Source organism: Oscillibacter sp. KLE 1745, assembly GCF_000469445.2.
GTDB classification, from domain to species: domain Bacteria; phylum Bacillota; class Clostridia; order Oscillospirales; family Oscillospiraceae; genus Oscillibacter; species Oscillibacter welbionis.
This window is the reverse complement of record NZ_KI271698.1, coordinates 39,546-61,219: the sequence shown is the minus strand read 5'-3', so window position 1 is coordinate 61,219 and position 21,674 is coordinate 39,546. Positions and strand designations below refer to the sequence as shown.

24 protein-coding genes and 1 pseudogene are annotated in these 21,674 nt (G+C 55.1%); 24 read left to right on the top strand and 1 reads right to left on the bottom strand.

What is annotated here, in order from left to right:
- Positions 1 to 344: 344 nt before the first annotated feature.
- A pseudogene (locus tag HMPREF1546_RS04655) lies at positions 345 to 1,215 on the bottom strand (DUF6017 domain-containing protein); the annotation flags it as partial.
- A 598-nt stretch (positions 1,216 to 1,813) separates the two neighbouring features.
- Here HMPREF1546_RS04655 and HMPREF1546_RS04650 point away from each other — a divergent pair.
- The 24 genes from HMPREF1546_RS04650 to HMPREF1546_RS04530 all read left to right on the top strand — a co-directional run bounded on the left by HMPREF1546_RS04650 (position 1,814) and on the right by HMPREF1546_RS04530 (position 21,657).
- Complete coding sequence (locus HMPREF1546_RS04650; protein WP_021747700.1) at positions 1,814 to 2,929, top strand: hypothetical protein; 1,116 nt, start codon at positions 1,814 to 1,816, stop codon at positions 2,927 to 2,929.
- 13 nt (positions 2,930 to 2,942) lie between these two features.
- A complete protein-coding gene (locus HMPREF1546_RS04645; RefSeq protein WP_021747699.1) occupies positions 2,943 to 4,325 on the top strand; it encodes a DUF6138 family protein in 1,383 nt (460 codons plus the stop codon).
- Positions 4,326 to 4,335: 10 nt separating this feature from the next.
- The gene (locus HMPREF1546_RS04640) at positions 4,336 to 5,178 is read left to right on the top strand and encodes a DUF2262 domain-containing protein (RefSeq protein WP_025543907.1); all 843 of its coding nucleotides are present in this window, start codon (positions 4,336 to 4,338) and stop codon (positions 5,176 to 5,178) included.
- Between the two features lie 21 nt (positions 5,179 to 5,199).
- Positions 5,200 to 5,709: a hypothetical protein gene (locus tag HMPREF1546_RS04635; protein ID WP_021747697.1), complete on the top strand. Its 510-nt coding sequence runs from the start codon at positions 5,200 to 5,202 to the stop codon at positions 5,707 to 5,709.
- Positions 5,706 to 5,939, top strand: a complete 234-nt coding sequence (locus HMPREF1546_RS04630) for an Imm17 family immunity protein (RefSeq protein ID WP_021747696.1) — start codon at positions 5,706 to 5,708, stop codon at positions 5,937 to 5,939. The genes HMPREF1546_RS04635 and HMPREF1546_RS04630 overlap by 4 nt, the downstream gene beginning before the upstream one ends.
- Positions 5,940 to 5,952: 13 nt before the next feature.
- A complete protein-coding gene (locus HMPREF1546_RS04625) occupies positions 5,953 to 6,495 on the top strand; it encodes a hypothetical protein (RefSeq protein WP_025543908.1) in 543 nt (180 codons plus the stop codon).
- Positions 6,492 to 6,887 carry a hypothetical protein gene (locus HMPREF1546_RS04620; RefSeq protein WP_021747694.1) on the top strand — a complete coding sequence of 132 codons (396 nt, stop codon included), beginning with the start codon at positions 6,492 to 6,494 and terminating at the stop codon, positions 6,885 to 6,887. The genes HMPREF1546_RS04625 and HMPREF1546_RS04620 overlap by 4 nt, the downstream gene beginning before the upstream one ends.
- Positions 6,878 to 7,465, top strand: a complete 588-nt coding sequence (locus HMPREF1546_RS04615) for a hypothetical protein (protein WP_021747693.1) — start codon at positions 6,878 to 6,880, stop codon at positions 7,463 to 7,465. The genes HMPREF1546_RS04620 and HMPREF1546_RS04615 overlap by 10 nt, the downstream gene beginning before the upstream one ends.
- 10 nt (positions 7,466 to 7,475) lie before the next feature.
- Positions 7,476 to 8,615, top strand: a complete 1,140-nt coding sequence (locus HMPREF1546_RS04610; RefSeq protein WP_021747692.1) for a hypothetical protein — start codon at positions 7,476 to 7,478, stop codon at positions 8,613 to 8,615.
- 37 nt (positions 8,616 to 8,652) lie between these two features.
- Positions 8,653 to 8,997, top strand: a complete 345-nt coding sequence (locus HMPREF1546_RS04605) for a hypothetical protein (protein WP_021747691.1) — start codon at positions 8,653 to 8,655, stop codon at positions 8,995 to 8,997.
- Positions 8,998 to 9,004: 7 nt separating this feature from the next.
- Complete coding sequence (locus tag HMPREF1546_RS04600; protein ID WP_021747690.1) at positions 9,005 to 10,084, top strand: ankyrin repeat domain-containing protein; 1,080 nt, start codon at positions 9,005 to 9,007, stop codon at positions 10,082 to 10,084.
- A 4-nt stretch (positions 10,085 to 10,088) separates the two neighbouring features.
- Positions 10,089 to 10,709, top strand: coding sequence for a hypothetical protein (locus HMPREF1546_RS04595; protein WP_036629437.1), 621 nt, complete (start codon positions 10,089 to 10,091; stop codon positions 10,707 to 10,709).
- A gap of 13 nt (positions 10,710 to 10,722) precedes the next feature.
- Positions 10,723 to 11,313 carry a hypothetical protein gene (locus HMPREF1546_RS04590; RefSeq protein WP_021747688.1) on the top strand — a complete coding sequence of 197 codons (591 nt, stop codon included), beginning with the start codon at positions 10,723 to 10,725 and terminating at the stop codon, positions 11,311 to 11,313.
- Between the two features lie 14 nt (positions 11,314 to 11,327).
- Positions 11,328 to 12,167 carry a DUF2262 domain-containing protein gene (locus HMPREF1546_RS04585; protein WP_021747687.1) on the top strand — a complete coding sequence of 280 codons (840 nt, stop codon included), beginning with the start codon at positions 11,328 to 11,330 and terminating at the stop codon, positions 12,165 to 12,167.
- Between the two features lie 10 nt (positions 12,168 to 12,177).
- Positions 12,178 to 12,540 (top strand): hypothetical protein, encoded by a 363-nt coding sequence (locus HMPREF1546_RS04580; RefSeq protein WP_021747686.1) that lies wholly within the window; start codon positions 12,178 to 12,180, stop codon positions 12,538 to 12,540.
- A 12-nt stretch (positions 12,541 to 12,552) separates the two neighbouring features.
- Entirely contained in the window at positions 12,553 to 13,056 is a 504-nt protein-coding gene (locus HMPREF1546_RS04575; RefSeq protein WP_021747685.1) for a DUF2004 domain-containing protein, read from the top strand.
- Positions 13,057 to 13,070: 14 nt separating this feature from the next.
- Positions 13,071 to 13,472 (top strand): hypothetical protein, encoded by a 402-nt coding sequence (locus HMPREF1546_RS04570; protein WP_021747684.1) that lies wholly within the window; start codon positions 13,071 to 13,073, stop codon positions 13,470 to 13,472.
- A gap of 55 nt (positions 13,473 to 13,527) precedes the next feature.
- On the top strand, positions 13,528 to 14,124 hold the full coding sequence (locus tag HMPREF1546_RS04565) for a hypothetical protein (RefSeq protein ID WP_036629453.1): 597 nt from the start codon (positions 13,528 to 13,530) through the stop codon (positions 14,122 to 14,124).
- Positions 14,125 to 14,146: 22 nt separating this feature from the next.
- A complete protein-coding gene (locus tag HMPREF1546_RS04560) occupies positions 14,147 to 14,782 on the top strand; it encodes a hypothetical protein (protein ID WP_021747682.1) in 636 nt (211 codons plus the stop codon).
- Between the two features lie 26 nt (positions 14,783 to 14,808).
- Positions 14,809 to 15,363 carry an SUKH-3 domain-containing protein gene (locus HMPREF1546_RS04555; protein WP_025543919.1) on the top strand — a complete coding sequence of 185 codons (555 nt, stop codon included), beginning with the start codon at positions 14,809 to 14,811 and terminating at the stop codon, positions 15,361 to 15,363.
- 2,443 nt (positions 15,364 to 17,806) lie between these two features.
- Positions 17,807 to 18,607 (top strand): DUF4241 domain-containing protein, encoded by an 801-nt coding sequence (locus HMPREF1546_RS19525; protein WP_301546134.1) that lies wholly within the window; start codon positions 17,807 to 17,809, stop codon positions 18,605 to 18,607.
- Positions 18,608 to 18,621: 14 nt separating this feature from the next.
- A complete protein-coding gene (locus HMPREF1546_RS04540) occupies positions 18,622 to 19,581 on the top strand; it encodes an NTF2 fold immunity protein (protein ID WP_021747679.1) in 960 nt (319 codons plus the stop codon).
- Between the two features lie 22 nt (positions 19,582 to 19,603).
- Positions 19,604 to 21,091, top strand: coding sequence for a hypothetical protein (locus tag HMPREF1546_RS04535; protein ID WP_021747678.1), 1,488 nt, complete (start codon positions 19,604 to 19,606; stop codon positions 21,089 to 21,091).
- Positions 21,092 to 21,105: 14 nt separating this feature from the next.
- A complete protein-coding gene (locus HMPREF1546_RS04530; protein ID WP_025543923.1) occupies positions 21,106 to 21,657 on the top strand; it encodes a hypothetical protein in 552 nt (183 codons plus the stop codon).
- Positions 21,658 to 21,674: the final 17 nt, after the last annotated feature.

Here is a 21,674-nt window from a genome sequence, read left to right as displayed (position 1 = left end):
CCTGCCGGATAGCTTGGTGGCTAGTATACAGATGGAAACAGTACGTTGGGGGCTTTCTTCCTGCATATATCACTTCCTATTAAATTGAAATAAATGAACAAGATATGTTATGATTAGCTTCAACTGGGAAGGGGGTGATGCTTTATGGCAACTACGGGTTCACATCTGGAAGCACGAAGTGCCTTTGCCGGATTTATCAGCTCGTACCTCGCTCTCATGCGAGATGTAGTACAGCAACGCAGAGTAAAGCATCAATTTTTCTGTTTGTCAGCATTTAATTTGCTGTTAAATATGAACCTCAATACCTCCAGCAGGAATGGCAGCTCAACGAGCTGCCATCTATTTTTTGCTCCGTATAGGTCGTAGTTCACTAGGGATGCATAGTTAGCTGTCAATGGTGGCCGGGGCGTTATATAGGGCAGCAAGTAGCTATTTCTTGATGTTGCGGATATAGGTGGTGTTGTCCTGCATGCGGTACAGTGCATACTCAATGTGAGAACTGTTCAGTTCCAGAAACCGGGATTTGACCACCTCAGCCGGATAGCCGTCTCCGGCAATGCGGATCGTCTCCCTGCGGGAACAGACAGTATCCAGCATGAGCTCCACCAGCTCATCCAGACGGTCATGGCCCAGGCCCATGCGCTCGTTCTATACGAGTGTCATACTCGATGTTCTCCAAAATAAGCTCTCGCTTTCGCATCTAGTCCCGTCCGGTTCGCTTAGCCCCTACGGGGGGCTTGATTGGATATGATTTGATCCTTCCGTACTTTTTGAATCAGTATTTTGTTCTTCAGGGGTTCTTTTCCTTTTTATTTAATTGCGGCCGGTTTTCCAGACATGGGTTATTTATATCCGGGTTTTCTGTATCTGAACAAGACGTATCTGACTCGTCCTCACACGGTTGGTCCGTGTCCATAGGATGGGGTGTCTCGTAGATAACATACGCCATATCTACGATCTTGCCCTTGCTGCCTCGGAGTCGATTACTAACTGTGTAACCGGCATGTTCCAGCTTCTTTAGGGAGGATCCGATGCTGTCCCCGTGTCCTCCTTGCAGATTTTTACAAGGCCTCTGGTGGTGTAGTTCCAGTCCTCCGGCAAAGACAGCATCGTGGAGAGCAGCCCTTTGGATTTCAGCGATAACCCAGTATTACGGGGGTGATGGTTGGACATCACCGTGTAGTCTCGTGGTTTCTTAATGCGAAATACCGCCATAGTATTACCTCTTTATGAACTGTTCATTTTAGGGGAAAGGCGGTCTCTATGCCACTTGGGCAACCCAGAGTAAAAAACTATAGGTGGGGACCTTCCTGCAAATTGCTGAAAAATATAGGGATTTCTACTTTTTGGCGTAGTTTTAGACTGTTTTGGAATTCTCTATTTACGTAAGTTGCTAAAGTGCTTTGACAGAAATGGGTAAAAACATCACAGGCATGCAAGAGCTTTATTGATAAATTAAGGAAACTATGGTATAACAAAATATATGATATGATAAGACTAACACTTACAAATCAATAGAACAGTATAAGCATGTTTCAATTACACAACTGCATGATGACTATGAGAGCAACAAGCGACTTACACTGTACGCGTGGAATCATGCGTGATGTAGGCGGAAGTTTTTGGAGATGCACACGAATCAGTTAAAGATAACTTTGATTCTATATAAAAAATGGATTTTGCCTGTGGAGGAAACCACATCTGGGGGTAGATGTGGCTTCTTTCTTGCGGCCTTTTCACGCCCTGCGTCAGCCTGTCCAAGTGACAGGGTGTCGCGGGGCGTCTTTCTGTCTTTGGAAAGGAGTCAACGAATATGAGCCTGAAATACGCCTGCCCCGGCTGTGGGACCTCTTTGGGCTATGAGGGATTGTGCTGGAAATGTAAGTGCGAGCAGGATCGGCAAGCTGCTCTTGCCTGGACGCCGGAACAAATTGGCGAAAAGCAGAAAAATCTCATTCAGAACATCCAGAGGCTGGCGGAGATGGAGGACCCGGAGTTCACCGACTTCTGGCAGCTGCTGGGGGACCGGGATGCCATCGCCCCGGAGATCCAGCGGGCGGCACTGGCCGCAGAGGTGTTCTGGCCCTGTGAGATCTATTATCACGCTCCCGCCGATGTGCGGGATGGCCTGATTCATGCGCTGTTGTCCGCGGAATATTCCAGCGAGGCATCCAACCTGATGAGTTGCCTTGCTATGCAGGGAGATGACAAGGCAATGGAGACTCTGCTGGAGCTGGAGCGAAATCCCCGGCCCTGGCGCAAGGGCCTCTATGTGGACCCATCCAGCTATGCGCAGATCGGGGGCTGGACCTTCAACAAGGAGGGCCAGAAAATCCAACTCAACTTCGACACCTGCTATCCTATGGTCAAGGGAACCGCTGGCGAGAAATCTCCCGTCCGCATTGGCCGGGCGCGGGAGGACACCTGTCCCCACTGCGGCGGGCGTATGGTGGACATGCTGGTATTGGATGGCAGGGATGAGCGGCTCCGGTTCCTGGGGCTGGATGGTATCCTGACCGCCACCTGCTGCCCCAGCTGCGTGGGATTCCTGAAAGGCCCCGCCTTCAACCGCTTTTCTCTGGATGGCGGCGTGGAGGTCTTTCCCTCCGAACTCTTTGACGGGGCGGAGAAGATGGACTGCTATGTCCGGCCCGAGGACTACAAGGCCCTCACCGAAAATCCCTTTGTACTGGGCAAAGCGCCTGTGCCCCTGTTTTACGGCGCGGCCTGTGAGGATGTGAACACCATCGGCGGCTTTGCCAACTGGGTGCAGGACGCGGAATATACGACCTGCCCCCACTGTGGGAAGCCCATGAAGTACCTGGCCCAGATCCAGTGGGATACGGTGTTTGACTGTGCAGAGGGCGCGCTTTATGTGGAGTTCTGCCCGGACTGCCAGATCGTATCCATGCAGCACCAGCAGACCTGAGGGGAGAACCTATATGAGTTTGCCAAAGCGTGACGGCGTGCATGGCCGTTATTATCTGATCCATAAGCCGGATACTGACCCTGAGGTGCTGGTGGAAGCGGATCTCTGCATTCAGGATGTGCTGAGCGGCGCCGCCCGTGAAAATCACGCCGCCTACCCGACCGTGGTGCGAAATCATAACGGAACGCCCTTTCTCCCCAATCAGCTGCTGGAGCGGCATCTTTCCCGGCTGCCGCTGAAGGAATTTCCCTGCGAGGATGCGGTTTCCATCTGCGACGCCATGCGGCGGCTGGTGGGCTGGGAAGAGATCCGCTATGAGTTGGAGAAGTACATAGAAAAGCAGGTGCAGGAACGCTGCTTCCTTGTGGGAGAGCGGGAAGATGGCTTTACCGTCTTTCCGCCCTGCGCAGTGCGGCCGGAATTGCGTCCGGAGGATGTGGACGAAGGACTGCTGCGCTTTGCCTGCTATGTGGCTGTCTGCCATACCGTGTATGGGCAGAGTTTTGAATCCCTCACCACCGAACACATTCTCGGCTTGGTTTCCCAAATCCGTCCCGACATGGTAAAGGAACTGAAAACCAACGGCAGCGGCAAATTGCCAAAGGACATCCAACAACGTAAGACGGTGCATTTCACCGCATCGGCCAATGACGCCTTTGCCACCATCCGCATCACCGCCAGGGACTCCACGGAGGAGTGCTATGCTGAAATCCTGGACTACCTGTGCGCGGTGCTGGAGCAGGAGGAATTCCCCCGCAGTTACTCGGTGGAGTGCAGAGGAAAGGAGAAAATCTATCTGCCCATTCCCGGCTTGCCCAAGAAGGGAGTCAATCAGCTCTTTGCCTGCGCTGTGCAACACCCCAATCTGCATCCGGCTATAGAGCGATACGCTCGTCTGGCTATGCGGGAGTATGAGTGGTACCAAAACCTCGCGGATGAAGCCTGCGCCATGCCCGGCTCTTTTGCTGTGTTCGCTCTGGGGCTGGAAGGAGAACAGTGGGCGCCGCTGGTGGCGGAGTATCTGGATCTCTGCGATGACGAGCACTCCTCCCTGCAAGAGAAATTCCTTCATGCCTTGATCCGGAAGTTTGGTTTCCAACCATGGACACTGGGCGTATTGGTACGGGGCGCATTGTCCATGCAGAATCTAAAGCCTGCAAAGGAGTTCCGCAGCCTGATTGCCAATGCGGAAAGCCTGGATGCGCTGCTGACAGTCAAGCGCCGCTTTTCCGCGTATCTCCTGCCGGAAGAGGACAAGGACCCGAAATTCCGGGCCATCGCTTGGCAGAGCCTGCTCTGGGCCATCTGGGGCCCGTCCTCCGAAAACGGCGGCAGCAAGGTCATCAAGACGGTGCCAAAGGAACTGAAAGAGAAATACCAGCAGGTATTTGCGTAAGGAGAACGTCATGAAAAAGAGAACGGTCAAGGACTTTATTGCCCTGTACGCCCAGGAAGATGGGGAAAAGCTGGTGCTGATCCAGAGCGGTACCAGCGCGGACAAAACCTTTCTGGATACTTTCTGGACGGCGCATACCCATGCCCTTGCCATGGCGGATGTCCAGACCGGACAGGTGATCTCCGGCCGATGCTACCTGAGCTGGCCGCTGACGGACAAGGAGCGGGAATCCGGCGGCTATTCCAAGCGGTTTGCCAAGGGCCGGATCTACCGGATCAAAGCCCGCGGCTGGAAAGGCGATGCCCTCAGCGAACCTCAGTGGTATGTCACGGAGATACTGGAGGAAGGCGTACCCTGTCCGGCACTGGAGGAGCTCTGGGCGGAATACACAAAGCCCATTCTTCTGGAGGACGAGGTGCTGGGAACCCTCACGCTGGATCGTGAAATGAGTATGTTCACCGGGACCTGCCGGTGGATGGGAAAAGAAGTCCAGATCTCGCTGGATGTGGAGATTGAAAAGAAAGCGTCCTGGACCCGCGCCACCAATGTGATGAAGAAACTGCTGGCAGATCAGGAAGTCTGGGATAAGTCCCTGCGGGCGATGGCTGCCCAGAAGCTTACCGCTCAGGCCAACGAATGGCTGGCGGACAATGACCAGACCGACCGGGACCCGGAGAAAGATCCCATCACCGGGGATGAGTTCGCCCGGCGCATCATCCTCACTGAGTTTTCGGTCTCCCCCGGCGGGCGTTTTACCGCTTGGTATGAGGACGATGATATGTTCTGGGGCCATGTGGTCACTGTGGATGGAACACTGAAAAAAGGCCCCATTGGTGCGGATATACAGGGGTGATACGGGAAAGGCGGTGAAGTCATGAATCAGGCGGAAACAGCAAAGCTGTCGGAGCTGCTTGAACAGTGGAATGATGCGGACGAGTTCTCCCGATGTATTGAGGCCATCGAAGCTATCCCGGAGCAGGAGCGGGGTTATTTTCTGACCGTCAAGCTGAGCCGGGCTTACAGCAATCTGGCGGTGCTGGGGGATCATAGAGCGCATGAGACCGACGGTGCAGTGGACGGGGCTCTCATCCGGCACGCCATTGACCTGTTGGAGTCCGTCCGCACCCAGGGGGAGAACGACCCCTACTGGAACGCTAGGATGGGCTATTCCTGTCTGATGGCATACCCCTCCGCCGCCACCGCCTATGAATACGCAAAACACTGGCTGGACCTGGCCCCGGAGGACCCGAATGCCCAAAAGCTGGTCCGGGACTGCGAGGAATATCTGGAGGAGGAAAAAGCCTTGGAGATAGATCAGAAAGAGCGGGAGGAGATTATCCGGCGGGAAACTCCCGATGATGGAAAGAGGGTTATATGTAAATGAACAGCGGGCAGATTACGGCTTTTTTACAGGAGCATTGGTATATTGCCTCGGTAATCATCGGTGCAGTGATTTTGATCGGAGCGATCCGCAACTGGAACTGGCTCTGCGACCCCACCGGTACGCGGGATGCCCACCGCCACGGCAGGGGATACCGGCGGGTGGTTTTCTTTTTGTTGGGTGTCCTCCTGATCGTGGTGAGTATCTGGGGATTTGTGCTGAAATTGAAATAGGAGGAGAATGGCTATGATGCCTGAAAAATATCCCACCTGGCTGGAAGGCCATGTGAAAGAGTGGACGGAGAAGCGTCTGCCCACCGTGACACTCTGCTCCTCCACCGGCAAGGAACTGCTGGAGGTTTGGTATTGCGGAGATCTGCTCACGGTGAAGGGAGAGCCCCAATCCTATATCGTAGATGGGGATGAGGTCCCCGGACTGGTGGCAGCCCGTGATCCGGAGAGCGGCGAGGAGTTCGTCATCTTTGACGGTGGGCGGCATGGCTACAACAATCTGTTCTGCGATGTACACGATCCATCCAAGCTGGAGCACCGTCCCCTCAAGCGGTATGGGATCCCTGCCTCCAAGCTGGTGGTGGAGCTGGGTTACAGCGTTGACTATGAGGACGAAAAAGAGGACTTCGAACCGGATGGGGCGGATACCGTGGAACTGATCAACGGTGAGCGGATGCCTTGGGAGCAGGTCAGGCGGGACGGCATTGATTATATCGCCCTTTACTATGTGAACGAGGAAGGGAAGCAAGTCCGGATTTTGGACGCAGAGCTGGCATGAGTATGGTGATTCAATCCTTTGACCATCTGCACGACAACAGGGTCCTGTGCTATTGCGCTGACTTTGAAGCACATATCCTGCATGTGGATACCCGGACTGAGGCCGGAGAGAACGTATCCGTTCACTTCACCGGCCTGCTGGCCCACTGGTTTGAGAATGTGATCCGGGACAACATCCTCTTCGGCATGGATGAGATCACCGTGGACGGCTTTTTTGAACAGTACAAAGACCTGCTGGGCGGGGCCGTCTCTTACGGCTTTCCCGCCTGTTGCAGCATCGAGGAACTGCGGGAGCGCATGGATCGGGAGCACATCCGGGTATTTGCCATCGACTCTTCCCTTGGGCTGTGCGGATTTGTACTGGCCCAGGGGGTGGAACTGCAATGTCCATAACTGCCTATAAAGTGGAAGCAGTCGGACATGACCGAACTGGCGATGACTTCGGCTATGTGAATATTATGTACCGCTATGGCAACAAGCAGCCCTGTCCCCGGCCGGATCAGTGCGAAACGATGGAGGTCATGTGGGCGGATGCGAGCGTCTACGGGCCGCCTGCTCCCGGCAGCAAGGTGGGCGACTTTATCCAGACATGGCTGATGGGCTCCTGGAACTACGGGGTGTTTACCCACCGGGAGATCGCTCAGCGGCTCATGGATACCTTCACCGGCCTGAAGATCAAGGAACTGGCGTGGTTCGAGAACCCAAGGGAAAGGACGCTGAAAAATGGGAAGCCCCGCGTGCGCCGGGCCAGGTGGCTGCCGGAGCGGGAGGTGGAGCTGGTGTATCTCTACTCCGACTGCTATATTGATGCAAGAGAACCTGCTTCTGCCCAAACCGATTTTTTCACCGTCACAAGGATGGACGCCTGGGGCGTGAGCACCTGGTTCATGTGTACCCCGGAGGCCGCCGGGAAGCTGATCGCTATGGATTATGACAATCTGGCCGTAAAGGAAACCACCATTGTGGGATAGGAGAAAATGAATGATGACTTTGGAACAACTGCCCCCCAAGGGGGTCAAGCGAGAACAGGCCATTTTGGAGCTGGGCAAGGATGAAGCAAACGGCGAACTGCTTTTCCAGCTTGTGAATACAGAAAAGGGCAAATGCAAAACGGCTGCTCAAAAGGCTTTGGCGCAGCTGGAGTATGCCCCTGCTGCCCCACTGTGGGCCAAACTGGTCAAGGGCAAATGGATGGGCAGCAATATCATGTCGGATGCCTGTTCCGACTGTGTATCGGAGCAGATCGCCCCGGTCATCTTAAAGACTCTCTCCCAGCTGCTGGACGAGGGGGATACAAAGCCACTGGATATAGAACAACTGAACTTCTGTTTCCATTTGATGTTGGGGAAAGCCTCGCCCAAAATGCTGGAGGTCTACCGCTTTCTGGCGGAAAACATCCAGCGGATCGCCCAGCTGAAACGCGCGCCTGTTTATCCGGATGATGATTGCACCTCCTGGTGGATCACGGATGGGCTTCGCATTTGGGATGCCACACCCAAGGGAAAAGCGAAAATTCCCGCTGTGGTGCTGACCGCCTCCCTGATCCGCAATCCGGATGAGCGGTTGCAGGCATTGGCCGATGAACTGAATGAACGCTATGGCGGCAGCTGGATGATCCCGGTCTTTATGAAGGCGATCATCACCCAGCCCAAGGAGCAGGTGTATGAGACCTATTCGTCCCTTCTGGATACGCCGCAAAAAGCCTATTTGTTCCATGCGCTGGGAATGCTCCATTACCGCTGTTATCCGGAAGGCTGGACCTATGAACGCCTGGGCCCGGATGGAATGATTGCTCTGATTTTCTGGGGTTATTATAGCTATGGAACCTATGACACAAGGTTTATGATTGAACGCTATGTGGATCTGGATGAACGGTGGCTCTTTGATCTGGCCAAGGACCCGGAGGGCCGCAAGCCTACGGTGACATGGCAGACCTACAACCGGGGCGGTTCGCTATATGGGAGCTATGACGAAATGTTCATCAGTCTGCTGCCCCGCAAGGTGGAAAACCCGGAACTGAAGCGCATTCTGCGGGAATACTTCCGTATTCGCAGCGAAAAAGTGAAAGTGGAAGAAAGTATTACGGTTTACAAAGACGCTGCTAAGCGGTTTGGCGATTAAGCGAGAATAGAGGGACTGGCCAAAGGAGTGATACAGCATGATTGGGACAGATGAAAACCGGGCGGTGCTCCATGTGGAGGTCATCTTCTGGGGCGGCAAGAGAAAGGCTCCCCCCAGCCTGGTCAGTGGAAAGTATAGTCCCCATTTTGTTGTCACAGGAACCACTGAATATCTGGGTGTGTGCTTTCTGGATGGAACGGAGCGTTGTGCATTTGATGAAACGGCTTTGGGGAATGCTCAGCCCCTCTATCCAGATACTATTGACTACGCTCCACTGGAAAACAATGCGGAATTTTTGATCTATGAGGGAGCCAATGCCGTTGGCAAGGGCCGGGTGTTGGGCCGGACCGTCCCCTATCAAGTGAAACAACAACGAAAGTAGGTACCTTATGTACCAAATCGCATATATTGGCCGCTGGGAGACTCTCCCGGAAACGGCTGCCGCCATCTGTGACCATGATACTCCCAAGCTGGAGGCGTTGCTCCAGGGCGGTCTGGATTTGGATGTTCCCATCCAGCTCAGCGAATACATCAAGCTGATGCCATTGGAGATCGCGGTTTTTCGGAATGATGTGCCTATGATCCACTTCCTGCTGGAGCATGGAGCTGATCCCAGTCTGGCAGAGGAACAGCCCCTGCTGCTCACCGCCGCCCGCTGCTGCGGGCCGGAGGTGGTGGCGCTCTTTGCTGGACAGGCCGCAAAACTCAGCCTGAAGCAGAAAGAGCGGGCCTTCCAGGAAGTGCGCTGGGGCAAACGCCCGGAGAACATCCAGGTGTTGGAACAAGCCGGGATCACAGTGGACAAGTTTGGCGGCGAGGCGTTCCGGGCCGCTGTGTCCGATGGCAATACCAAACTTGCCCGGCTGCTTCTGGAAAAAGGGGCAGACATCAATTACCACAAGCCGGACATGGTGTTTCCGAACGCCTCCACCGCTGTCACCGAAGCTGTCCGACACAAAAATCTTCCCATGGTGCGCTGGCTCATTGAGCAAGGAGCCGACATCACCATTGCTGACAAATACGGCGACCGGCCTTACACCGTGGCGGTGCAGAACAAGGATCAGGAGCTGGCCGACTACCTGAAGGCCCTGGAGCCGGAAGAATGGCACAACGAGCAGGAAAAGATCCGGCAGCTCATGCCCTACAAGCTGCCCGCCAAGCTGGTGGAATACTTGAAGACCGGCCCCCTGCGGCTGGAGTTCCCGGATCAGGAATGGGTGAAGTGGGCGGAGCTCTACTCCTTCATGGATGTGCAGGAGTTGACCTGGAAACGGAAGAAGCTGCTCTCCCTGATGGTGCAGATGGACAACTACAGCGACTATCTGCTGCTGTGGAGCCCCAGGGATAAAAAGCTGTGGTATCTGGATATCGAGCATGAGGAATTCCACCCTCTGGCCAAATGGGATGATTTCATCGCAGACCCCGGCCGGTATCTGAACGGGATGATCGAGGGCGAGTTTGAGGAGTAAGGCCGTGACATCCATAGACTTTCTGAACAAGGTACATAAAAGCCTGGATTCACAGGAATACAGCCTCTCTTTTTCGCCGGCCAAGTCCAAAAACTTCATGCTGTACTGCAACGGCAGCTTCATCGGTGGCCTGTTCGATGAGGAGCTGTGCTTCGTCTACGCCGACAGTGTGAGTGAACTGCTGGGGCGGCCGGAACCCGTCTGCTGCGGCTACTCCAGCACCGCCCAGCACAGGATGCTGGTGATCCCGGAGGAACATTGGGAGAAGGCGCTGAAACTGCTCTATGCCGAGAAATTTGACTGGAGCCGGTTGGTGTACGACATCACATATACCAGCATTGGCGCGGCTGTGGTGGAGGACTTCTACGACGAGAATGCAGTATTCCTGCGCTTCTGCTTTGAAAAGGAACTGCTGAAAAAGAACCCTCTGGATCGACAGGGCCGTATCCTGCGGATGGTCTATCTCAATCAGGATCTGACAGAAGCGGGCAAATATCTATTCCCCAGACTGATGCAAAAGTTCCTTGCTTTTACAGACCGAGGCGGGAAAACCAGCCTGGAAACCATGCTAAATCGGTGGTACACCGCGCTGGAGAAGGAGTACCGCAGCCAGACAACAGAGTAAGGAGGGCGGCAACATGACAGAGGAAAACAGGACCTACATCACCCATCTCAAGGTCACGGATGTCCCGTGGCACCGGCTCACTACCGCCTATGGCCGGGGGACGGACTTTCCCGCGCATCTGGCGGTGCTGGAGCAGATGGAGGATATGGAGACAGTCAAAAAGTCCCTCTATGAACTCACCACCAACATGGAGCACCAGAGTACCCTGTGGCACACTACCCCCTTCGGCATGGTGTTCCTGTGCCGGATTCTGGGCAAAGCACTCAAAGAGAGCGGCCGGAATCCTGTGGCCCATTTCCTGGCCGGGGAGCTGCTGGACTTCTTTGCCTGCGTCCTCCAGTGCTTCCGCGACGGGGATGAGATGGAGCACGCCGAGCCGCTGCCGCGGTTCTCCGACCTGCTCCGGGAAGAATATCTGTGGTCGGAAGAATACGACGGGGAAGCGGATGAGATGCGCTACGAGGAGGACGAGGTTTTCCCCGCAGACGAGTTTTACAGCTTCTATTATGACTCCTGGCAGTCGGTGGAAGCCTACCGGGATATATTGGAGCAAGTCCCGGCAGAGTTTGCCAAGCCCGCCGCCGCGGTGCTGGAACTGCTGTAAAGGGGGTCACGCCGATGTTTGAAGAATTCTATGAGATGTACGAGCCCGAGGAGCAGGAAGTGGTCGCTCTGATTAATCGCTGCATTGGGGGCGGATATAACAACAGGGGCAACTTTTGGGAAATGACCGTTGTGACGCTGGGCATGGTGTTCTGTGACACCGGCAAGGTCAGCACCAAAGAGGAGCGGCTGGAGTGGCCAGTCACCGACGAGGAACGAAACAGTGATAAGGGCTGGGAACGCTTTCATAACGAGCAGATCTGCCGCCTGAAGATCCGCCGAATGAAGGAAGAATGGGCAAAGGATCTGGTGGCGTGGCCCTGGTGTATCTCCGAGATAGTTAATGCCCATGAGGACTGCCCGGAACTTCAGACCGTTCTGGACGAGTACCACAAGCCGGTGGTGATCCAGGACGAGGTGCTGGGTGAGCTGAAGCTGGACAAGGACTATGATACCTTCGAGGGCGAGATCCAGTGGTGCGGAAAGGATGTGAGCCTTTCTCTGGAAGTCAATGCCGAGAGCAAGCCCTCCTGGACCCGTGCCCGCAGTGCCGCCAAGAAGCTGCTGGCCGACTGCGAGACCTGGGACAAGGCCATGCGGGAGCTTGCGGCAAAGAACCTGACCGGGCTGGCCAACGACTGGCTCTCCCAGGATGAGGAAAACCCCCGTGACCCGGAAACAGACCCCATCACAGAGGAAGAACTTGCCCGGCGGATCAGCATGACGAGCCTGTCCGTCACCTCCGGCGGCAGCTTCACTGCCTGGTTTGACTGCGACGAGATGTTCACCGACCATGCGGTGACGGTCTACGGCTCCTTGAAAAAGGGCCTCAAAGCTGCCAACATTGAGGGGTAAGGAGGCGCCTATGAAACTGTATGAGTATTGGCTTGGGTTGTATCCCCTTGATTGGGAATTTTGCTTTATGCCAGTCCAAACCTATAAAAACTTCATCACAGAGCAGTATCATAAAAACCCCGCTTTTTACAACATATCAGCGGGTTCTATTGAGAAGGTATTGGCACACATTGACGCCATTTTATCTGCGGCCATGGAGGACTGGAATAAAACCACGAACCATGCTGCCCTGCGTTGCCTCCCAATGATCTTTCCTCTCCCAAAGGGACAGGAGAGCAATGTGGCGGAATTTGCTGTCATTCTCAAGATGGATCATGATGGAGATACAGTAGTCTATTCGCCAATTCCATTACCCCATCTGGAAAACCAATGAGGAGGCATCCCTGTGAAGCTGAACTGTAAACGCATTGATTTTACATATACACCCGGCGAGGAGATATTCAACTTTCCCGAGGAATCGGGGCTGCCCTTTCTCTTCGATGTGGAGGAAGAACTGACCGCTGATTCTGCTGCCATGGATGCGGTAGGAGAAATGCTGGATGAGGCGGAGAGATTGGCGGAAAAGGCCAAAGCTGCCATCAAAGCGGCGCTGGCGGACGAGGGCAGCCCCTACCACGATGCCGTGGTATTTTTCATGGAGTTCCACCGGGACGATGTAGGCCCGGATATTGCGGCGGAACTTTTTCCAGGAACCGACCCGGCCAAGCTGTCCTTTGCCGAGATGGCGGACTTTTTGCGGCTCAAGCGGTTCGGCAGCCTGGTGGATAGCGAGATGAATCAGCAAGTTTTCATTCTGGACCTGTCCTTCAACCCAGAGATCACCGACGAGCTGATGGTGGTCTACTTTGACTTGAACCAGGAGATTTTCTGTATCACCCACGAGAGCTGAGGAGAGAGTTACCTATGGAAAAAGCGACTGCTGTTAACACTTGCTTAGGTGTTTTGATGGGACGGGACTGTATCTATCTGGACCAGGTGAAACAGGATGCTCTGAACAATCTGACCTTTACGGGGGACATCGATGGCCATCTGATCTCCCAGCACAGGGACGAAAAAGACTGGTTTCCCTACACACTCACCTTCCGGCGGGTGCTGGCCTATTTTGCCTGCGAATTGGGCACCTATGAAAATCTGGCTTGGATGGGGCATCTGGATGGCAGTTCTTTCGATTTGATCGAGGATAGCACTTGGCTGAAGTCTCTGCCGGTGCGGGAGGACTTTGACAAAGGCATCTATCGGCTGTTTACATACGATGATGTTTACAACATCATTGCGATTTCTTATGAGTTTGCGGCAGAGTTGTAAATGCCTGAAACATGGAAGACCATTGGAAGGATCTATCAAGGAAGAAGGTATGGTGATGAAACAGAATAAGCATCAGTTGGAACATCTGCCCATACTTCTGGTTCAGCAGATCCGCCTGCAATGGTATAAAGACTGCCAGGGCGGAAATGCGGCCGCACAGCGGAACCAGTATCCCAGAGCCATGCGGCTGCCGAAAGACTTCTTCTCGTATTATTCCTTTGGCCTGCCTACACACTTTGTATCGATCTTACAGAGGCCCAATGGATTTCAGATCGATAAGGACTGTCGCAGGCTGATGGAATGGAAGCCGAATGGCTCAATGCGAATTCATCCTTTTGAACTGATTCAGAAGGAGTCCGGACTCCATGTGCGTTACCGCAATGATTGGCACATCGGTGCAATGCCGGAGCGATATACCTACGATGAGACCGGGCAAAAACAGCCCCTCAATGAGCTGGCATTGGATTTGGCTCCCGGTGAGTATGGGAGAGCTGTCTGCAATGGGCGGTTCCGGGACTGGGATACAGGAATCTGGTATTATGTGCTGGACATTTTGAATGTGATGCCGCTTACAGAACCCACCGACTCATTGACCAGTTTTACGGACAGAGAACCTAATAAGATATATACCCGGATCGCCCGGCTGTGGTGACGAAAGACAGGAGGATAGCCACATGATTTCCACAAAAGATTTATCCGGCCTGCCCAATGCGGAGCGTCTGAAAAACTTCTGCAAAGGACTGGCGGCTCTGGACATCATCATGCTGGAGGAGGAATGGAGCTTCATCCGCCACTATACCTACAACCCCGCATGGCGAAAGGGCAAAGAGGCGTTTTTTGCCACTGATGGCAGTGACCGGAGCATGATCGTCATGTTTGCGCCGGAAGGCTGTGTAATCAACGGTGTGGATTCCGAACTCTATGACTGGGAGGAAAAACTTCCCCGTGTCGAAGACCTGACAGATGGGATGCCCTCTGCTTTGCAAAAACTCATGGGCAGCCGAGAGGTCAAAAAGATGAAAAGCACCTTCTGCGTCTGGACGGAGGATGGCGCCACCTGGCACTGCAACCCCATAGACGGCGAGGACGCATCCAAAGATCTGCTCTCCACGATTGATGGCAATCCACAGACCTATGTGGAGTACGGAAAGTGGTTTTATCACGCCGACCTGCCTTTGGAAGCTGTGCGCCAGCTTGCTGACGGGGTGCCGGTGACAAAAGAACTGGCCGCTGCGTTGAACCCTACGCGCAGCGAGAGGGAGGAAATCAAGGCGGGCTTGGATAAGATCGGATATCCAAAGGATCTTTGATTGGCAGCAGACAGGAGATGATTCGAATGATTAAAGAACGCATCCCCATCTCCGGCGACCTCAAAAGCAAGGTCAGGCAGCTGATGGAGTACGCCGGATGGCAGGAAGGGCGAAAAGTGGACATCTCCATTGCGGAGCAGTATTACGCCGACCACGGCGTCCCGATGATGAAGACAACCCAGCGGTTTTACCGTAAATATTTCGGCCTGTGCTGTGAGTGGTACCTGGAGCAGAGAAAACTGAACTGGGCGGCTGATTTTCAATTCGCTTTGTTTCCTTACTTGGTCAACGGAATCAAAAACCATTTGGAAGAAGCCTATTTTCGGGATATGTCCGGCTGTGAACTGGCAGAGATCGAACAGGCTGCCGGTGAAAAATGTCAGCCCATCGGTCATATCGGCTACTACTACCCGGCAGAGGTTTGGATCTCCGAGTGCGGGAAACTGTACGCGAAATATGAATATCAGGATGAGATTGAGTGCTTTCCGGATGTGTTTGCCCTGATTGAGCGGGAACTGCGGCAGTGCAAATTGGATTCCGCTGCCATGAAACCTGTGGAGGCACTGGATGGAAAACTTTGAATCGCTCGAAATAGGAGACTCTATTATGTCAGACTGGGCACAAATTATATCCGATGCGCTGGACATTCTGAAATTTGACGGAGCCGTACAGGACACGCTGGCGGAGCTTCGGCGGAAATGGAGCGGGCAGATCCCGGCGCTGCTGGAGGAACGCTTTGATACGCTCGGCATTCAGTATATGAAATTACCCCACGAAATGGGCGTGGCTGCGCTGGGACAGGAGCTGTCCACTTTCGGCTGGGCGCTGTATGACCTGGACGAGGAGGACGAGTATCTGTTTGTCCTGATTCCAGCGGAAGAACGCAACAAATGGGAACGCTACTGCAAAAAGCAGGGGCAATATTGCCACCTGATGAAACAGCAAGGGCGAAAATGGGGCGACCATGCCAAGGAGCAGGACCCTGGGAAGCTGATGCCTTGCGAGGAATACATACTCCAAGATGAGTACGATTATTTCTTCAACTCTCTGGCAGGAGACTTTGCAGCGGGAGAATGGAAAAGCAGCCATTCGGAGGAATGGAAATACGGCTGTGTGGCAGATCTGCGCTGCCGCCCGCCAAAAGTGACCCGCTCCAAGAGCCTGTACCAGTTCGGGCACCTCGCCTATTCGGATCAAGCCGGAGTGTATGCCGCCTCCGGAGCCTCTGCAAGCGGGCAGATCGGAAAGGTGTTGCTTGGCAAAAACCCCAGTACACTTAATTTTTTTGAGCCTTCTCCCATCGGATACGAGGGGGCGCCCCATTCTCTCCGGTGGGTGGGAAACTCCCTCTGGGTGGGCGATCCCACCAATGCCACACGGATTGAACTCACCGACCGGGGCACCTGTCAGGATGTGAAAAACTGGCCCCTGCCGGAAGATGGATGGAGCACCAAATACCATTGTGGCATCGTGACAGACGGGCTGGGCTGGGTCTACTTTTCCAACGAGTGGTACAAGGGACAGATCTACCGCTGGGAAAACGGCAAGGTAACAAAACACACCTTCTCTCTGGATGGATACGACCATCTCTCCGAGGCCGTTCCCGTTCCCGGCACCAACTGTATCTATATGATACACTCTGTCAGTGGCAAGTGGCGGATGGAAGAATGCCTGCTGGAACTGGATATGGACACCGGGCGGTGCCGCATCGCCCCTCTGCCCGGCCTGGGCGAGGAGCTGAAACTTCGCTGGTTTACCGGGGACTGGTTGCTGGTGCAGGGAAACGGCGAAATCCTCTCCGATGACTTTGCCCAGCTCATCAACATGAACACCCGTGAAGTGCTGCGTATCCGTCCGGGAATGTTCAGCGGGGAGAAAATGCAGCACATTGGAATACTCACCGATGGCACAGTGGTCATCGTCACCCGGCGGGATAGGGTCGGGCCGGTGTTTCGTTATCCCATCGACTTCTGGGGTTTTCTTCGGACGGCAAACAAGCCCAAAAAGCTGGAACCTTGGCGAGAGTACAAAGAAGTGTACCCGAATCTGCCCATCTTTCTTCCGGGCGAAGAACCAGAGCCGCCGAAGGATGGCGCAAACAGCATTTCCGATACCGAAAGCCTCCTGCTTCGCCCTCAGTTTGACCGACTCTCCCCGGAGGAAAAGCGGCCCATAATGGAGCGGCTGGCAGCACAGTATCGCCTGGATTTTGTGCGGATGGAGCACTTTGGCCGCTGGGGACAGCACTGCACCACCGGAATCTTCAAAAAAGATGGCCGGGAGTTCGTCTTTGTCCCCGGCGATACCGTCATACTGGGCTGGGAACAGTTTGCCGCAGGACTGAATCAGGAAAGCCGCGAGGAATTGGAGTACCTGTTCCGGGAATGGGAAATGGAGCGAGACCCGACAGAACTCATTGGAGAGAGCATGGCCCCTGTCCGGCGGGCGGCCATCGGCCCCATGCTGGTGGGCCGGGAGCTGGAGGAGATCAACTGGGAGCCGGTCAAGCTGGATGACCCACGGCTGCGCCCGGAATGGTTGGAAGATTTTCGCCAATTCGCTTTGACTGACAGGAACAGTCTTACTCTGGTAGGCCGTGCCCGTTTCGAACGGGATGGCGACAGCTGGCAGGCAAGCCTCTATCACGAGGTAGACTATCCGGACTTTCAAAACCGGTTGCAAAAACAGGGTTTCTCCCTGCCCACGGCGGACGAGTGGGCCTACCTGTGTGGCGGCGGATGTCGGACCCTGTTTCCATGGGGAGATGGGTTAGACTACTCCATGCGTCTGCACTGGTTTGAGGACATGGATGAGGATGAGAACCGGCCCTATGACATGGAGGAACCCAACTTCTTCGGCCTGTCCATCGCCTACGATCCCTATATGCGGGAAGTGGTACAGGCTGACAGGCTCACCACCTGCGGCGGCGACGGCGGGTGCAATATCTGCGGCGGGCTGGGACCGTTCCTTGGTTTCCTGCCCTGCTCGCCCCACTGCAAGCCGGAAGTGCAGGAGGATAATGCGCTGAACGGCAACTATGACTTTTACCGGCCCATCGTCCGGATACCGCTGGAAAAGAAAGGAGAAATCGAAATGCCTGCAACACAATGGCTGAACAAATACGAATCCATCAAAGACAAACTGGCCTGCAAAACAGACCTGGACGCTCATTTCACAGAGAAAGTGATTGGGAATAGGGAAGTGGATGTGCTGGACATCGGCGCCGTCCATTTTCCCAGCGGAACGATCTTTGCCTGCGATCCGCTGGTGGAGCTGGAGGATACACCGCCCTTTATACAGACGATCCCTGCCGGAACTTATCCCGTGAAGATCTGCGTGGTGCCCAGTGAGAAATACGGCGACCGCTACGCCTGCGTCAAGGTGGAGGTCAGCCGGGAAAAGCCTGTCCGCTATGAGTTGGGGATGACGGGCAAAGAGGATCTGGACGAGGAACTGGATGAGGACGAGTATTTTGGCTTTGGCGTAGACGCCGGGATGGGCTGTGTTGCGGACATTCAGACCCAGGCGGCCTTCAAAACATACTGGGCCAAGCGGCTGGAGGAAGACCCGGACATTGATCCGTACAACGACCTGTTCTGTGACTTGCTGGAGGAAAACGCCAAAGCCTGTCCCAAATATCAGTTGAGCCACGGCGACTGGCTCAACTGGACGGTGCCGGACACGGACTGCAATCTGCCTATCTTCGCTTCCGGCTGGGGTGACGGCTACTATCCCGTCTACTTCGGCTATGACGCAAAGGGCAAAGTCTGCGCCGTGTACGTGCGCTTCATCGACATTGAAGCCAGCTACCAGGAACAGGCGTAAGGGGGTAAGCAGCTATGGAATGGCCGAAACGGGCGCGGACAGCGGACTGGGAAAACGGTGTCCTGACCCTGGATGGAGAGAAGAAGTTTGAGATCCCGGAGCTGACCATGGCCCTCATGGAACGACTGGCTGGTTACACCCTGGTAGGCTTCCATGTGAAAGGCTATTCGGTGACGGATGAACTGCTTGCCCCCTTCGCCGAACACAAAAGCATGGTCAACTTCGGTGTGGAGAACGGCACGCTCACCGATGCTTGCTTCCTCATCTTTGCCGCTATGCCCAAGCTCCGCTATCTGCTGTTGGACGGCAACGCCGCCATCCACGGCAGCGGCCTGTCCGCCCTGCAAAGCTGCAAGCTGGACCTTCTCACCCTCAACCGCACCGGGTTGGACGACGCCGGTTTGCTCCAGGCGGCCTCCATTCCCAAGCTCTCCCACATCCAGATCGACCATACCGCCGTTACATACGAGGGTCTGCTGGCCATCGCCGGCAACAACCGCATCGAGCCGGTGGCCCATGTGCAGTTCACCAAGGAGCAGATGGAACACTTCTCCCAGCTCCAGCGGGAAAAGGCAAAAAAGCCCGTCCAACTGGACGGGCAGGCGGCGGTGGAATGCCGCAGGGTGTTGTCTGCCTTCTTTGCTGAAATGACGGAATGGGAGCAGTACATGGAACAGGCCGGGTTTGAAGATGCTGAGGCTGTGCCCCGCCTGCTGGTGATCTGGGAGAAGTATGTGAGCGAAAAGCCCCGTATGGGCTTCCGACCCCTGGGCCTCTCGTACAGCGCCCAGGGCACCTACAAGGGAGAGCAGTTCCTGGACGCGGAGCAGATCACCCGAAACAAGCTCTACATCTACACCAGAGAGAAAAACACCGGCTTTGTCCGCCGCTTCCTCATGAAGCGTGTGGGCGAGGGCTGGAGGATCGACGGGGTGCAGGAGCGACTGGACGGCTGGCAGAGAACAGGACTATAAGCTATCAGGGGGAGGCACAGGTATGAAAGCACAAGCCGGAGAGGTCTATACAGTCTACAATCGATACTTGAAATGCTACACCGCCTGCCAGGTGGCCTATATCGCGCCGCCGGGCACGGTGAGCAGGGAGTCCTGGGCAGTGATCCTCTCTCTGGACTGGGCAGGTGACGCCCCTCTGACAGCGGAGGAACTGCCCCGTCTCCGCCCGCTCTACAAGGACTTCATGTACTGGCCCCGGGACCTCCATCTGCTGCGGGTGCCGATGGAGGTCCCGCCCCAGTATACGCTGGTGGGGACCCTGCCGCCCTTCACCGACCAGCCCTGCCACTCCTACGGCGGCTGGAATGACGGCTACGATGTGTACCTCCAGATCCGATGGCAGGCCATCCCGGAAAAGCGGCGGCGGGCCTTCAAGGAGGCCATGGAGAGCGACGGGGAAACAGAGATCGGCGGCATCCCGGTGAAGGTCAGCAGCCATCGGGTGATGGACCAGTACGAACCATTCGATTCGGCGCTGGAACTAAAGGCGCTGCCCTGCCTCTCCGACCTCATCTGCCAGCGGTGGCACCCGGATCTGCTGGAGTTTTTGCGGGGAACCCCCTTCGTTGATGAACTGACTTTGCTGGACCACGGTCAGAGGACACTTGATCTGCGGGGCACCAGCATCAGAAAGCTGATGTTGGACATGACAGGCCTTCAGGAACTGTGGCTGAGTGAGGATACAGAGCAGCTCCTGTTCCAGAACAAGGGGCCGGACGCCTGTACCATCCATGCCCCCGAAGATGGCAGCGGTTTGACCCTCCAATTTATCGGGGAATACCGCCCGCACACGGAACTGCCGAACCTATTGGAACTGCATGGCATCCAGCTGAAAGATTTTGATCTGAGCGGACTGGCTGCTGTCCATCCCCACCTGAAGGAGCTGAGGCTCTGGGGCGCGCCGGGAAATCTGCAAAACTTCTCTGCTGTGCGAGAGTTCCGGGAGCTGACGCACCTTTCCACCTTCGACCTGTTCGGCTTCGGGGCGGACGACATCCCCACCCCGGAGCAGATGCCGGAGCTTCGCTGGTTCTGGATGACCAGCCTGCCGGAGACGGCAGCAAAAGCGGCAAAGCAGCTCTGGAAAGGTAAGGCGGGAATGGACCTGCGGATCACCAAGCCCCGGAAACCGGAGTGGCTGGCGCAAAACCTGGGCAATCCCTTCCGGGGCTGGGACGGTGCGGAGCATATTCCTGTCAGTGCCGCGAGAAAGGCAGCCAATCAATACCGCAAGACCCGCTCCCAATTGATGAAACTGGCCGCTGAGCCGGGCGAGGACGCCCAGGCCCAGGCCCAGGCGCTGGATGCGGTTGCAGCATACACCCAGACCTTCAACAAGATGGGCTTTATCGAAACCGAGGAGCGGGATGAAATTTACATGGCCCTGCGGGGGATTCTGGACGCACTGCCGGACAACACACTCCAAAAAGATGCCCTGATTGAGAAGTTTGAGCAGCTGCGGGATTTTTGAGGAGAATGAGAAGCATGATAGAGTTCGGCAAGGATCACAGCCCGGCGTGGTTGGAACTGATGTCAGCCTACCAGATTTTTCGGGCAAGGCTGTTTGATTGGAGCCGCGAACCGGATCAGGTAAAGCAAAGAGACCTGCTACTGGAGCTTGGTTCCTGGGAAAATCGGGATCTCAACAGAAGAACGCTGGTGGCGGATCTTCTACGCAGCGCCGAGATGTGGGATGAAAAAGCCCTCCTCTTGGTTCAGAAAGAACTGACCGCGATTGCCCTACAGGAACAGGAGGTGATTGCCGCCTTTGTACGAATGGCATTATCAAAGCTCAAAGGCAGATCAGAGCGGCTTGCCATTGCCGATGAGGTGCTTCGTCTGGTAGCAGAGGAGGAAGGAAAAGCGGAGCCCGACCCTGTTGTATTCCACAACGGCTGCCTGCTGCTGTATGATTTGCACTGTGAAGCAGAGTTCTCGCAGTATGCGGGTCGGTATGGGACTTTGATTGAGCAGGCATACGGGTTAGATGAAAAAGGCTTGGCGGACATGAAGAAAACGCTGTCCGCCGGGCCTTAGATAGAAAGGAATGTGTG

Bases quoted from the DNA above. Each gene is read 5' to 3' on its own strand.
- HMPREF1546_RS04590 (WP_021747688.1), top strand. From the start codon at position 10,723: ATGACAGAGGAAAACAGGACCTACATCACCCATCTCAAGGTCACGGAT.
- HMPREF1546_RS04570 (WP_021747684.1), top strand. From the start codon at position 13,071: ATGGAAAAAGCGACTGCTGTTAACACTTGCTTAGGTGTTTTGATGGGA.
- HMPREF1546_RS04640 (WP_025543907.1), top strand. From the start codon at position 4,336: ATGAAAAAGAGAACGGTCAAGGACTTTATTGCCCTGTACGCCCAGGAA.
- HMPREF1546_RS04580 (WP_021747686.1), top strand. From the start codon at position 12,178: ATGAAACTGTATGAGTATTGGCTTGGGTTGTATCCCCTTGATTGGGAA.
- HMPREF1546_RS04645 (WP_021747699.1), top strand. From the start codon at position 2,943: ATGAGTTTGCCAAAGCGTGACGGCGTGCATGGCCGTTATTATCTGATC.
- HMPREF1546_RS04555 (WP_025543919.1), top strand. From the start codon at position 14,809: ATGATTAAAGAACGCATCCCCATCTCCGGCGACCTCAAAAGCAAGGTC.
- HMPREF1546_RS04605 (WP_021747691.1), top strand. From the start codon at position 8,653: ATGATTGGGACAGATGAAAACCGGGCGGTGCTCCATGTGGAGGTCATC.
- HMPREF1546_RS04530 (WP_025543923.1), top strand. From the start codon at position 21,106: ATGATAGAGTTCGGCAAGGATCACAGCCCGGCGTGGTTGGAACTGATG.
- HMPREF1546_RS04635 (WP_021747697.1), top strand. From the start codon at position 5,200: ATGAATCAGGCGGAAACAGCAAAGCTGTCGGAGCTGCTTGAACAGTGG.
- HMPREF1546_RS04540 (WP_021747679.1), top strand. From the start codon at position 18,622: ATGGAATGGCCGAAACGGGCGCGGACAGCGGACTGGGAAAACGGTGTC.
- HMPREF1546_RS04615 (WP_021747693.1), top strand. From the start codon at position 6,878: ATGTCCATAACTGCCTATAAAGTGGAAGCAGTCGGACATGACCGAACT.
- HMPREF1546_RS04565 (WP_036629453.1), top strand. From the start codon at position 13,528: ATGAAACAGAATAAGCATCAGTTGGAACATCTGCCCATACTTCTGGTT.
- HMPREF1546_RS04625 (WP_025543908.1), top strand. From the start codon at position 5,953: ATGATGCCTGAAAAATATCCCACCTGGCTGGAAGGCCATGTGAAAGAG.
- HMPREF1546_RS04585 (WP_021747687.1), top strand. From the start codon at position 11,328: ATGTTTGAAGAATTCTATGAGATGTACGAGCCCGAGGAGCAGGAAGTG.
- HMPREF1546_RS04650 (WP_021747700.1), top strand. From the start codon at position 1,814: ATGAGCCTGAAATACGCCTGCCCCGGCTGTGGGACCTCTTTGGGCTAT.
- HMPREF1546_RS04630 (WP_021747696.1), top strand. From the start codon at position 5,706: ATGAACAGCGGGCAGATTACGGCTTTTTTACAGGAGCATTGGTATATT.
- HMPREF1546_RS04610 (WP_021747692.1), top strand. From the start codon at position 7,476: ATGATGACTTTGGAACAACTGCCCCCCAAGGGGGTCAAGCGAGAACAG.
- HMPREF1546_RS04620 (WP_021747694.1), top strand. From the start codon at position 6,492: ATGAGTATGGTGATTCAATCCTTTGACCATCTGCACGACAACAGGGTC.
- HMPREF1546_RS04535 (WP_021747678.1), top strand. From the start codon at position 19,604: ATGAAAGCACAAGCCGGAGAGGTCTATACAGTCTACAATCGATACTTG.
- HMPREF1546_RS04600 (WP_021747690.1), top strand. From the start codon at position 9,005: ATGTACCAAATCGCATATATTGGCCGCTGGGAGACTCTCCCGGAAACG.
- HMPREF1546_RS04560 (WP_021747682.1), top strand. From the start codon at position 14,147: ATGATTTCCACAAAAGATTTATCCGGCCTGCCCAATGCGGAGCGTCTG.